This is a genomic window from Hanstruepera sp. CR43 (assembly GCF_055227665.1).
Window position 1 is genome coordinate 784,415 of record NZ_CP200078.1, and the last position, 13,124, is coordinate 797,538.

A 13,124-nucleotide genomic window follows, 5' to 3' on the forward strand; every position below is an offset into this window, starting at 1 on the left:
ATCAATCACAATCATGACAACATTAACAAAAATTATTGTATCCATTATTTTATCCTTACTCCTGTTCTCTTGCGAGTTCAATACTGGCTGGGGACCTGGAGTCACTGGTGATCGCCATGTAATCACTAAAGAGCAAATGCTTCATGAGGATTTTAATGAAATTCATGTCAGTCGCGGCCTTGATGTGTATTTAACACAAGGCGATTCAGACCACGTCGTTATTGAAGCTGACGGAAACCTTCACGACATCATTCTGGTGGAAGTAAACAATCAGGTTCTGGAGATTACGGCTGAAGAAAACATTCGATCAGCTAAATCAAAAAAGGTTCTGGTAACCTTTAAAAATGCGAATAAGATTGTTGCCACTAGTGGTAGTGATGTATATTCAACGAACACCATTAAAGCCGACGATTTGGAATTAAAAACCAATAGTGGCAGTGATATGGAATTGAGCATAGACACCCAAAAATTATACTGCCATTCTACCAGCGGTAGTGATTTAGAGTTAACAGGCAGAACATTTACTCTCAACGCCGAAGCAACCAGCGGAAGCGATATTGATGCTGGAGATTTAATGGCTGAAAAATCAACCGTAAAAGCAACGAGTGGCGCGAGTATTTCTGTTAATACTTCAAAGGAATTAATAGCTAAAGCCAATAGTGGCGGTGATGTTACCTATTACGGAAATCCAGAACGATTAGAGAAATCTGAAGGTGTTTCTGGAGGCATTAGCAAGCGATAAACTTAAAACACCAACCAAAAAAACCATCACAAACTCTTTAGAGAGTGCGTGATGGTTTTCATATTATCAATCAAAAATTTTTTAAATTTGTTTGAGGTGTAGATTAAAATTTACATTGACATTAGGATTCACAGTAATTAATCCCATCATTTTTTTAGGAGCTTCCAGTTTATAATCTCTCAAATCTAATGAGATATCGCCAATAATACGCATGTCTTCATCTTTAGACACCTGTACTGGAAAGGTATAACAATTGACAATATCTGCTATATAAATTTCAACTTTCGCATTAAAGGTTTTATTAGTTTCGGAATCCTTTTCAATCGCTAATAGCTTTAATTTTATTTTAGGATATACTTGCGTTTTTAGGAGTTTATTAAAGTCTTTATTTATAGCATTATGACCACAATCAAAACAATTACTTTCCAACTCTAATACTGTTGATTGAAAATGCATGTTTTTTTCTCTAAACTCAAAATAAACAGGAACAGGAGATTCTAATTTAGAAATGTTATAACAGCAATTAAAAGAATTTATATTGCTAGTTCCAGAAATTGATACTTCACTGTCATCTTTTACTACAATTTCCAAAGACTCTTTAAAATCAAAATAAGTTGTAGTAAACGCAGTAAAAGCTATAAACGATAGAAATAATAATATCTTTTTCATTATTAAAAGTCTAATTACCGTTTTAAATTAAAAAAACATGTCTTATGAAACAAATTTTAAATTCGAAACCTGCTCATAAGACATGTTTGAATATGACATTATAATAGTTTAGAAGCTAATTGCCGCTTCAATCATTAAGCCATTGAATTTACCTTCGTATAGGACGTTATCTGATGGATAGCCGTCATATTGTTGAGTAACATACTCGAGTTTTGCTAATACATTTTTTGTCAGGAAATAACCTGCTGATAATTGGAATCTGTTAACATCTACATCTCCAAAGGTTTGTTCTGATTTTACTGTATTGTAACGAGCACCCAGATAGAAGTCTTCAGATGCTCCAAAACGGTATACAACTTCTCCTGCCAATTGTGTAGTGCTACGGTTATCATCTTTATTATTGAGACCATCATTATTATTGTCTTCAGAACCTGATCTACCTTTTGAAATTTCTAAAGTTCCAAAGAATTCCAAACCACCATACTTCAAAAATGGATTGAACATAACAGCAGTAATTCTGTTACTGTATCCAGGGTCAAAACGTCCTGTTCTAAATGTATTAGTAGCTGAAGTATTTTGTAAAGACTGTGTTCTCCAATCATAATATTTTTCTGGAGACAAAACAGAATAATATCTAGATCCTGCTCTATCCGCTGTATAAAGGTAATTACCTGCAACATATCCTGTAGTGTATACAGAACCTGTTAATCTAAATCTGAAATCTTCATTGAATTGCTTATCATATCCCAATTTTGCAAGGAATGCAGCACCACCAGTTTTGCCATTAGCATCTTTGAGAACATCTTGATTTAACTTACCATTAGAGAATCCAATCATTCCAATAAATCCATTTCTTTGGTAATAAACTTCAGCTCCAACTTCAGTGGTAAAGGCATCCATAATCAAGTTACCAACAAATGGGTTATAGATTGCTTGGGCATTGTCCGTTCTTCTAAAGTGGGCATCACCATAGTTATTTTCCATATGTCCAACTTTTACAGTGGTATATTTCATAAGGTTATTCAATAAACCATCACTTATAAAATCTAGATTATCTATTTGAAAATAACCCCCTTTTACATAAGGTTCTGGGTGGTGACGAGAAGATAGATAGGTTCTTAAGTGCATTCTTAAACCTTTAGCTAAAGCGACATCTAAATCTAAATTTGCAGTAGCCAAATTAAAGTTATAACCTATTTGTTGTAATGTGTTGGTTTCTGTTTGATCAGCTGGTGCTACCCCATTTTCATGATCTATGGCTTGAAATTGCAATGTGGACTGACCACCTACTCTTACTCTCACTTTTTCAAAGGTAGAGACCGTATCTTTTGGTGCTTCAAACACATGAACACCCCTTTGGTCTGTAGGTCTCCAATTATCCAGATCCCTATTTTGGGCAAATAAACTCACCCCCATTAGCATCAGCGATAAAATTATTGATTTTTTAAAGATCGTTTTCATAATATTTAGTTTTAAAGATTGATTATTGATTAGTTAATATTGATTTAAATTTTATAGTTACTTTTTCACCCGTAGTAATTGTCCCAAACAATGCTTTTGGTGGCTCTATTCCATAATCTTTCATATTTAAAGATTTCTCACCTTGTAAAGTAACAGTATTAGTTGTTGACTTCATTTTGAAAGTCAGATCGACCATTTTAGTAACACCCGAAATACTCAAGTTACCAGAAACTGTTACTTGATATTCAGAATTACCTAAATCAGTAATATTTTTAGACTCGGTCATTTTAAATGTAATGTTCTTGTAAGTGTCAGTTTTTAAGGCCTTATAAGTGTTTTTGTCCATAGCTGATTTCTCACTTTTAATGCTTTCAGCAACAATACTTACATTTAAATTAATAATAGCCAATTCTCCTTCAGTAGATAATTGAATACTTCCGGATTGTTCCTCAATAACTTCTTCCCAATCATGTAAACTAGATGTCCCAAAAATTGACATGGTTGATTTAGAATTATTAAGATTAAATTGTTGTGCTAATAGATTTTGACTAGTGAAGATTACCATGAGGATGCTGATAATTTTCAACATCCAATTAAGTTTAATTGTTCTCATACCCTTTATAATTAATTTTATGATACAAATTTCGGGGATATGAAAAACCTAAAACATGATTAATGTCATGTAAAGTAAAAAACTCAAATAAATATAAAATAGTAGTTAAATTTATCGGGTATGCATTAGCATTACCCTTAAAATACTAGTCAACTAAAATAATGAGTGCGACATGATAATGCCAGACATTCATGAAGAATTAGATAAGTCTCGAGAAATTACTAATTAAATATAAAGAAAAGGATATATGTTAATAAACCTAATGAAGTATTATCAAGTTCATTACTCTGGTTATTGTTGTTTACTAAAATAAAAAGTCAACCATTCTTTCTTGAACTGGTTTTGAAATCGTTCTATCGGATTCCAACCAAGTATGCACATGTCCTTTATAATGCATACCCAAATAACGAGCACTTTCTCGAAATGGCATTTCAAAACCTTCGAAAATTTCAGCATCAGAACCACAACTTATGACAGCCATAGACTTACCTCTTAACTGCCTTCCTAATATTTTATTATCACCCTTTAACATATCAGATATCCGATCGAAAAACGTTTTCATTTGAGCACTCATTGTGTACCAATAAATGGGTGTTGCCATGATAAACGTATCAAATTCCAATAGTTTTTTAAATAGATTCATAAAATCATCATCAGCGTTTTTGAGATCGTAATCATAATACCCTATTTGGTATTGGCTTAAATCAAACACCGTGGCGTTTACACCTAATTTCAAATAGTAATCGACTATTTTCCTGGTATTACCATCTGATCTGGAGCTACCCATTATGACAGCGATATTTTCTTTCATTAGAGTTTCATAAATTAAAAAACCGAAGTATAAACTCCGGTTTTGATATATTGTATGTTTTTGAATTTAATTATAGGTAGAGGTACTTACTTCAAAAGTAGCATCTTTAGCTGCTAGATAACGCTCGGCATCCAAAGCCGCCATACATCCAGTTCCAGCAGCTGTAACAGCCTGTCTGTAAACATGGTCTGCAGCATCACCAGAAACAAATACACCTTCAACATTGGTTTTAGATGTTCCAGGAACATTAATGATATACCCTGTTTCGTCCAAACTCAAAAAGTCTTTGAATATATTGGTATTCGGTTTATGACCTATGGCTACAAAAAAACCTGTAGCCGGAATTTCTTGTTTTTCGCCAGTTTGGTTGTTAAAAACCCTAACACCTGTGACTACTTGACCATCACCCAAAACCTCATCAGTTTCTGTATTGAATAAAATCTCAATATTTTCTGTATTCTTCACTCTGGCCGCCATGATTTTAGAAGCTCTAAACTCATCACGTCTTACCAACATAGTAACCTTTTTACATAATTTAGATAGATAATGAGCCTCTTCACAAGCAGAGTCTCCAGCACCTACAATCACGACCTCTTGATTTCTATAGAAGAAACCATCACATACAGCACAAGCCGAAACACCGCCACCTAGTTTCAAGTATTTCTGTTCAGAATCAAGTCCTAGATATTTCGCCGAAGCACCTGTTGAGATAATAACCGTATCGCAATGAATTTCTTTGGTATCGTTGACCCAAACCTTGTGAACATTACCTGAAAAATCAACTTTGGTAATCCAGCCATCACGTACATCCGTTTCAAATCGTTCAGCTTGTTTTTGCAATTCAATCATCATTTCCGGTCCAGTAATACCGTTTGGATAGCCTGGGAAATTTTCAACTTCATTAGTGGTCGTTAATTGCCCTCCAGGTTGAGAACCTTGGTATAAAACAGGTTTCATATTAGCTCTGGCTGCGTAAATAGCTGCGGTATATCCAGCTGGGCCAGAACCTATTATAAGGCATTTTACTTTTTCTATTGTATCTGACATAATTTAGATTAAAATTTATAAGACAAAAGTAGAGTTTTTGTCAAAAACCTTTCGCGAAACTTATTAAAAGTTATTATGCAACCATTGGAAAATATAATGGTTGTTTAATTTGATTAGAATAAAACTAAAACGGGTTATCTAAAAATACGCTTAACTACGGCATAAATCCCATATTTACCAAGAATACTAAAAATGGAACTGACCCAATTAATAGGTTTTAAATCATCTTTAAACTCACTTTTAAGAAGTTTCATTTCTTCCAAAGCTATATTCCGTTCAAGACTTAAACGCTTTAAATCTTTTTCAATGTCATCAAACGACTCGTACTGTTTCATACTAAGAACTGAAGAATTTAGAAGATAGACTCTTTATTAACTTTCGGTCAATTATATGTCTTTGGTAATAGGCCACTATGCAAGCTAAAAAAAACACTATTGCTAATATGAGGTAACCCAATGCTAAATTGTCAAGCCACTCTCCTATTGCAAGAGCCAAAGCGAATGCAGCAAAAAACAAGCCTATAAGCATCAAACTCCCAAGAATGAGAGCCTTGGTTACAAAAGTAATTGAAACACTAATCTGCTGAAATACTTTTAATTTAAAGTATTCTTGTGATTTTTTTACATAAGTTTCTCCTGCATCTGTCATTTTGCCAGATGTTTCATTTAAAGACTCAAAAAGATTCATTAGAAATTAATTTTTTTGGTATTGCTTATTTTTAGCTTTCAACTCTGCCAATTTCTTTTCTAGCGATGTGATGACGTCTTCAGCTTTATGGCTTACATCAGAAACAATAGATTCAATTTGCTCATCCAAAGTTCCTTTTTTAGCAGCAACCGTATTAGCCACTTTATCACGCATGTGATGTGCGCTTTCTGAAACTTTGTCACGTGCTGCAGATGCTTCGTCAACTATTTTTTGCCTGGTGTTGGAACCCTTATCTGGAGCAAATAGAATTCCCAATGTGGCACCTATGGCGGTTCCAGCTAATATTCCCAACAATGTACTACTTTCTTTTCCCATGTTATATTGTTTTAATGTTAATAAATAATTTTGAAGTAATATGAATGCTTGATTAGAAGTCGCGCATTTAAAATCTAATTAAAAGATAGTCATTAGATTTGAAAATAATAGATATAAATCATTGTTTTTTCATTAATATAGTATAGTATTAATTTATTAAAAAGCCTAATATTTAAAAATACTTTAACAAAAAAGCTTGAGCGAACCCAAGCTTTATAGTGCTTATTTCAAGGGTAATTATTTGATTTCCAATAATTCCAATTCAAAAGTCAGGTTTTGACCCGCTAAAGGGTGGTTGCCGTCAACAATGATATGGTCATCATTGACCGCCGCAATGCGGAATTTATGTTCCGTTCCATCTGGATTTCTAGATGATAGTCCCATACCAACCTCTGGTTTAATATCTTGTGGTAATTGCTCGTTCTTAACTTCATGGAACAATTCTTTCTGAACTTCGCCATAAGCGTCCTCCTTGGAAATCACCACTGTCTTTTTGTCGTTTACCTTCATATCTAATACCGCTTTCTCAAAACCAGGAATCAGCATACCCTTTCCTAGAGTAAATTCCAGTGGTTCTCTTTCAACCGAACTGTCAAAAACTTGACCACTACTTAATTTTCCCGTGTAATGAACTTTTACAGTATCATTTTCTTTTACATGACTCATATTTATAATATTAAAATTTGAAGCAAAGCTAGTGTTTATAAAATGGCTCAATGAATATAATTGGAAGAATCCCATAAGATTAAGGAAACCTTAACACTTTAGATAATTTTACAAAATAAAAAATCCAATCAATTTCTTGATTGGATTTTGTCGGGGTGGCAGGATTCGAACCTGCGACCTCCGCGTCCCAAACGCGGCGCGATAACCGGGCTACGCTACACCCCGAGAATTTTGGTTATCAATTTAGGACTGCAAATATATAGCTTTTCCTTAAAACAAAAGTAAAAAACCAATAAATTTAAAAGCTTCATAAGAAAGCCTTTCTTTTAAAAGGTAAATAACTAAATTTGTGTTTGTAAATTTTTACCGCATGTTAATAATTGGTATTGCAGGAGGAACTGGTTGTGGAAAGACTACTGTCGTCAATCAAATTCTAAATCAACTCCCAGAGGGTGAAGTTGGTGTTATATCACAAGATTCGTATTACAAGGACACCTCACATTTGAGCTATGAGGAGCGGGTTAAAATCAATTTTGATCATCCAAGATCCATTGACTTTGAATTGCTGGAAATGCATTTAAAAGAATTAAAAAAAGGAAAGACCATTGAGCAACCCATTTATTCATTTGTAAAACACAACCGAACTGGCGACACAGTCCTAACACATCCTAGAAAAGTTATGATTGTTGAAGGTATTCTCATACTAACCAATCCTGAATTGCGTGATATGTTCGATATCAAAATTTTTGTGCATGCTGACAGTGACGAGCGGCTGATAAGGCGTTTAAAGCGGGATATTTCAGAACGCGGGAGAGATTTGGACGAAGTGCTTAACCGCTACCAAAACACCCTAAAACCCATGCATCAACAATTTATTGAACCCATGAAGGAGTATGCCGATATTATTATTCCTAACAATAAATACAATACAGTTGCTGTTGATATTGTAAAAACTATCATAAACGAACGTCTGGTGTAATGGCAAAACTGAATAGTAAATATTTAAAACCCTTTAAAAATGTTTTTCTATTGATATTCATTGTATTTGCTGTTTGGATGCTATTTTTTGATGCTAATTCCTGGTTTATACATCATGAACTGAATACGGAAATTGATGAATTGGAAGCCGAAAAAGAATACTACAGAAAAGAAATTGACAAGGACCAAAAAGCTATCAAAGAATTGAGCAATGAAGAAGGTGTTGAACGATTGGCCAGAGAAAAATACTATATGAAGAAAGAGAATGAGGATATCTTCATTATAGAATATGAAGATAGCATTCCAAAAGAAGACAAAAATGACTAAATTACTATTTGATCAATTCCCGGAAGTTTCCTCAAAACAGTGGAAACAAAAAATACAAGCTGATTTAAAAGGAGCTGATTATAATGAAACACTCATTTGGAAAACAAGCGAGGGTATTGATGTCAAGCCTTTTTACCACCTTGATTTTGCTGAAGAGCCGTTATTTGGGGGTTCCAAAACCAATTCAAATTGGAAAATTTGTCAAACTATTTATGTACAGCACACAGATGTTTCTAACACCAAAGCTTTAGAAGCACTTAACCGTGGCGCTGAAAGTGTACGATTCATAGTTCCATCTAAAGACATTTCATTATCAGATTTATTACAAAATATTGATTTGGAATCTACAACTATCTATATTCAACTCTTGTTTTTGGATAGCGAATACGTCAGGACATTTGAAAAAATACTTGGCAAAGAAACGGTAAAATTAGAAACAGATATTATTGGCAATTTATGTGAAACAGGTAATTGGTTTCAAGATTCAACTACTGACCATGAACAATTGGCATCTATACTAAAAAGTGCTCCTAGCATAAGTATCAATACCACATTATATCAAAATGCGGGTGCTACTATGGTACAACAACTGGCTTATGGAATGGCTCACCTGAACGAGTATTTTAATTTCTTGGACGCTAAAATTGACAAAAAACAAAAGTCTACAATCCAAGTGGTTTTTCAGGTAGCTGTTGGATCAAATTACTTTTTTGAAATTGCCAAATTACGCGCCTTTAGGGTGCTATACAAAACTGTAGCGCAGGAGTTCGATTTTAATACAGACTGTTTGATTTTTGCACAGCCTACTAAACGCAACAAAACTATTTATGATTACAATACAAATATGTTGCGAACCACAACCGAATGTATGAGCGCCATATTGGGTGAGGCCGACATTATCAATAATTTACCCTACGATGCCATCTATCATAAAAACAATGAATTTGGCGACCGTATTGCCCGCAATCAATTATTGGTGCTAAAACACGAAAGTTACTTTGATAAAGTCAACAATCCGGCAGATGGTGCTTATTACATAGAAGAACTGACCAATTCGTTGGCCGAAAAAGCACTAAATCTGTTTAAGGATATTGAATCCAACGGAGGCTTTTTAAAGATGCTAAAAGAAGGAACCATCCAGAGAAAAATAAAAGAGCAAGCCTCAAAAGAACAAGAAAGTTTTAACAATGGTGAAATCACCTTGCTGGGTACCAATAAGCATCCGAATCCAAGTGATAAAATGAATAGAGAATTGGAATTATATCCCTTCGTTAAAACAGATATCAGAAAAACCTTAATAGAGCCTATAATTGGTTTTAGGTTAGCTGAAAAATTAGAACAAGAACGTTTAAAAACAGAATAAATATCAAAAAAACAAACACAATGAAAACCCTATTAAAATTAACTGCTATTGTAATATGTCTATCATTTTACGGTTGTAAAAACGAAAATTCAACCGCCACATTTAGTGATTATCAGTATACTGAAACCGAAAATGTTTTAAAATGTGAGGGTATTGACACCAAATTATATCATGAAGCCCTACTATCGTTTGAAGATGATATAGCCAAATATTACAACAAGCAAAACACGGATATTCGTGTGGCTTACACATCATACTACAGAGCACTCATATCAAAACAAAATATGGATTTTAATGCCATAGCTTCCCCTCATACTATGGAGGTTTTTAATGCTTTAAAAAACCAGACACAACTAATCAATGCTGATAACAGCATGAATTATCATACGGATATCTTCAAGTGTTTGACAGCTAATTTTAATGATAAAGGATTTGGCACAACCATAAATTCGCTTATTTCAACCAATAGCATGCGCTTGGAACTGGTAAGTGCCCCATTACAAAACCAAATTAAGCTAGCGCATAACGATAGATATTTAGCTATGTATATAGCTTTGGACTTGTATTATCGTTATTTAGGAAATGTAGACCCTACCAAAGTGACAGAAAAACCTGAAATGAAAGAGGAACTAAAAGAGCTTCAAGCTGCGCCAAACCAACAGCAATTAAATAATAAACCTGATGCCGATCCACACGCAGGACATAACCACGATTAATAAATAGTATTCATGACCCGTAAAAACCTTCAGCATATCACATTAGAATCCAATAAATCCCAATCGGAATCAGACAGATCACTATTTATGACTGCAGAGGATATTCCGGTACATTCCACCTATTCTAAAGCGGATTTAAAAGACGTTGAGCATCTTAATTTTGTAGCTGGTATTACGCCCAATTTGCGTGGTCCCTACTCTACTATGTATGTTCGTAGACCTTGGACCATCAGACAATATGCGGGTTTTTCAACTGCTGAAGAAAGTAACGCCTTTTACAGACGCAATCTAGCGGCAGGTCAAAAAGGTTTATCAGTGGCTTTCGATTTGGCAACCCACAGAGGTTATGATTCGGATCATGAACGGGTGGTTGGTGATGTTGGTAAAGCAGGTGTAGCCATCGATTCAGTTGAGGATATGAAAATTCTCTTCGATCAGATTCCTTTAGATAAAATGTCCGTTTCCATGACCATGAATGGTGCTGTGTTACCCATTATGGCCTTCTACATTGTAGCTGCCGAAGAACAGGGTGTAAAACCAGAACAATTGGCTGGAACCATCCAAAATGATATTTTGAAGGAATTTATGGTTCGAAACACCTATATCTATCCGCCAACACCTTCGATGAAAATCATTTCGGATATTTTTGAATACACCAGTCAGAATATGCCCAAATTCAACAGTATCAGTATTTCGGGATACCACATGCAGGAAGCTGGTGCCACCTGCGATATTGAATTGGCCTATACCCTAGCCGATGGTTTGGAATACATCAGAAAAGGGCTGGATGCAGGTATGGACATTGATACCTTTGCACCACGCTTGTCATTTTTCTGGGCAATAGGCATGAACCACTTTATGGAAATTGCCAAAATGCGTGCTGCCAGAATGCTTTGGGCCAAGCTGGTGAAGCAATTCAATCCTAAAAATGACAAATCACTGGCATTGCGAACCCATTGCCAAACCTCTGGTTGGAGTTTAACCGAACAAGATCCTTTTAATAATGTCGCCAGAACGACTATTGAAGCTGCAGCTGCTGCCTTTGGAGGCACTCAAAGTTTACATACCAACGCCTTGGATGAGGCTATTGCCCTACCAACCGACTTTTCGGCGCGTATAGCCAGAAATACACAAATTTATTTACAGGAAGAAACCCATATTACCAAAACAGTCGATCCTTGGGCAGGCAGTTATTATGTTGAAAAATTAACGCACGATATAACTCATAAAGCATGGGAACTCATACAGGAGATTGAAGATTTGGGCGGTATGACCAAAGCCATTGAGGCTGGTATTCCTAAAATCAGAATCGAGGAGGCCGCTGCACGTAAACAGGCGCGTATTGATTCTGGTCAGGATATCATTGTGGGCGTTAATAAATACCGATTGGATGAAGAAGATCCCATTGCTACTTTAGAAGTTGATAACCAGACAGTTCGCAACCAACAAATAGAGCGACTAAACAACATAAAAGCAACGCGCAATGCTGATAAAGTGGGCAATGCCTTATCGAAATTAACCGAAGCCGCACAAACAGGACAAGAAAATTTATTAGCTTTAGCTGTTGAAGCAGCCAGAGAGCGTGCCACATTAGGTGAAATAAGTGACGCTCTGGAGGTGGCTTTTGGGCGTTACAAAGCACAAATTAAATCATTTTCAGGCGTGTATAGTAAAGAAATCAAAGACGACGAATCCTTCAAAAAAGCCAAAGAACTGGCCGATAAATTTGCCGAGCAAGATGGCAGACGACCACGTATTATGATTGCCAAAATGGGTCAGGATGGCCATGATCGAGGCGCCAAAGTCGTGGCTACAGGTTATGCCGATGTTGGATTTGATGTAGATATTGGCCCTCTATTTCAGACACCACAGGAAGCCGCCAAACAAGCGGTAGAAAACGATGTCCATATATTAGGGGTTTCTTCATTAGCCGCAGGACACAAAACGCTAGTACCCCAAGTTATTGAAGCACTTAAAGCTTACGGACGTGATGATATTATGGTGATTGTTGGTGGTGTGATACCCAAACAGGATTACCAATATTTATTCGATGCAGGAGCTGTGGCTGTATTTGGGCCAGGGACCAAAATTAGTGATGCGGCGATTAAGATTTTAGAGATTTTGATAGATTAATTAAAAAAAACAATTAGCTAATCTCAAAGAAATATTAAATGAACTCACAAAACCCTATCAAACTCATTATGATTTTTTTGATTACTACTTCTCTAGTAAGTGCTCAAAACAAATCTAAAATAGGAGTTAATGAGATTGAAAGTTATTATTCAGAAAACTACAAAACCCCATCAAGCATTAATTTTGTTTTATCTGGAAACCCGAAATATATACAATATTTTTATTCAGATCTTGAAAAAGAAATTAAAAAGAAGTTTAAGAAGAAAATCGAAATTTCGTTAGAATACAAGGGAGAAAAAAAGCATTATCAATCAAAAGACAAAAACAATAATAATGAGTACTCATTCTATTTAAACATCACCAATTCTGAATTAATTGATGAAAAAAATGGCTATGACAGAATTATGAGATTTAATTTTGACGGACAGCTAAAACACAAAGACTCAATAACTTTCAGTTTTAAAACTATAATTTATGTTATTCATGATATAAATAATAATAACGAGAATGTAGCAAAGTATCTGATTGATAAGTTGATAAAAGATTAAAGTATTTTATTTCCACACTCAAACCAA

The 13,124-nt window shown here is 35.0% G+C and carries 16 protein-coding genes and 1 tRNA gene; 7 read left to right on the top strand and 10 right to left on the bottom strand.

All coding sequences use genetic code 11. The features are described from left to right. Window positions 1-13: 13 nt before the first annotated feature. Complete coding sequence (locus ACKXGU_RS03375) at window positions 14-742, top strand: head GIN domain-containing protein (RefSeq protein ID WP_463466662.1); 729 nt, start codon at window positions 14-16, stop codon at window positions 740-742. A gap of 81 nt (window positions 743-823) precedes the next feature. Here the strand turns inward: ACKXGU_RS03375 and ACKXGU_RS03380 are convergent, their stop codons facing one another. From ACKXGU_RS03380 to ACKXGU_RS03425, 10 genes are all read right to left on the bottom strand, one after another. Next, window positions 824-1,411, bottom strand: a complete 588-nt coding sequence (locus ACKXGU_RS03380) for a hypothetical protein (protein ID WP_463466663.1) — start codon at window positions 1,409-1,411, stop codon at window positions 824-826. 108 nt (window positions 1,412-1,519) lie between these two features. After that, a complete protein-coding gene (locus ACKXGU_RS03385) occupies window positions 1,520-2,872 on the bottom strand; it encodes a hypothetical protein (RefSeq protein ID WP_463466664.1) in 1,353 nt (450 codons plus the stop codon). Between the two features lie 22 nt (window positions 2,873-2,894). After that, a complete protein-coding gene (locus ACKXGU_RS03390) occupies window positions 2,895-3,485 on the bottom strand; it encodes a YceI family protein (protein WP_463466665.1) in 591 nt (196 codons plus the stop codon). A 304-nt stretch (window positions 3,486-3,789) separates the two neighbouring features. Then, complete coding sequence (locus ACKXGU_RS03395) at window positions 3,790-4,296, bottom strand: flavodoxin family protein (RefSeq protein WP_463466666.1); 507 nt, start codon at window positions 4,294-4,296, stop codon at window positions 3,790-3,792. Between the two features lie 66 nt (window positions 4,297-4,362). After that, a complete protein-coding gene (gene trxB, locus ACKXGU_RS03400) occupies window positions 4,363-5,343 on the bottom strand; it encodes a thioredoxin-disulfide reductase (protein ID WP_463466667.1) in 981 nt (326 codons plus the stop codon). 134 nt (window positions 5,344-5,477) lie between these two features. Further along, window positions 5,478-5,678, bottom strand: a complete 201-nt coding sequence (locus ACKXGU_RS03405) for a DUF6327 family protein (protein ID WP_463466668.1) — start codon at window positions 5,676-5,678, stop codon at window positions 5,478-5,480. A gap of 1 nt (window position 5,679) precedes the next feature. Next, entirely contained in the window at window positions 5,680-6,030 is a 351-nt protein-coding gene (locus tag ACKXGU_RS03410) for a hypothetical protein (protein ID WP_463466669.1), read from the bottom strand. A 6-nt stretch (window positions 6,031-6,036) separates the two neighbouring features. After that, complete coding sequence (locus tag ACKXGU_RS03415) at window positions 6,037-6,366, bottom strand: YtxH domain-containing protein (RefSeq protein WP_463466670.1); 330 nt, start codon at window positions 6,364-6,366, stop codon at window positions 6,037-6,039. Between the two features lie 237 nt (window positions 6,367-6,603). Continuing rightward, entirely contained in the window at window positions 6,604-7,032 is a 429-nt protein-coding gene (locus ACKXGU_RS03420) for an FKBP-type peptidyl-prolyl cis-trans isomerase (RefSeq protein WP_463466671.1), read from the bottom strand. 150 nt (window positions 7,033-7,182) lie between these two features. Further along, window positions 7,183-7,257, bottom strand: a tRNA-Pro gene (locus ACKXGU_RS03425). A gap of 145 nt (window positions 7,258-7,402) precedes the next feature. Here ACKXGU_RS03425 and udk point away from each other — a divergent pair. The 6 genes from udk to ACKXGU_RS03455 are packed head-to-tail and all read left to right on the top strand — an operon-like array spanning window position 7,403 to window position 13,097. Beyond that, entirely contained in the window at window positions 7,403-8,011 is a 609-nt protein-coding gene (udk, locus tag ACKXGU_RS03430) for a uridine kinase (RefSeq protein ID WP_463466672.1), read from the top strand. Next, window positions 8,011-8,337, top strand: a complete 327-nt coding sequence (locus ACKXGU_RS03435; RefSeq protein WP_463466673.1) for an FtsB family cell division protein — start codon at window positions 8,011-8,013, stop codon at window positions 8,335-8,337. The genes udk and ACKXGU_RS03435 overlap by 1 nt, the downstream gene beginning before the upstream one ends. Then, window positions 8,330-9,700, top strand: a complete 1,371-nt coding sequence (locus tag ACKXGU_RS03440) for a methylmalonyl-CoA mutase subunit beta (protein ID WP_463466674.1) — start codon at window positions 8,330-8,332, stop codon at window positions 9,698-9,700. Before ACKXGU_RS03435 ends, ACKXGU_RS03440 begins: the two co-directional genes overlap by 8 nt. Window positions 9,701-9,720: 20 nt before the next feature. After that, window positions 9,721-10,416, top strand: a complete 696-nt coding sequence (locus ACKXGU_RS03445; protein ID WP_463466675.1) for a hypothetical protein — start codon at window positions 9,721-9,723, stop codon at window positions 10,414-10,416. Between the two features lie 12 nt (window positions 10,417-10,428). After that, entirely contained in the window at window positions 10,429-12,549 is a 2,121-nt protein-coding gene (scpA, locus tag ACKXGU_RS03450) for a methylmalonyl-CoA mutase (RefSeq protein ID WP_463466676.1), read from the top strand. A 38-nt stretch (window positions 12,550-12,587) separates the two neighbouring features. Then, complete coding sequence (locus ACKXGU_RS03455; RefSeq protein WP_463466677.1) at window positions 12,588-13,097, top strand: hypothetical protein; 510 nt, start codon at window positions 12,588-12,590, stop codon at window positions 13,095-13,097. Window positions 13,098-13,124 lie beyond the last annotated feature (27 nt).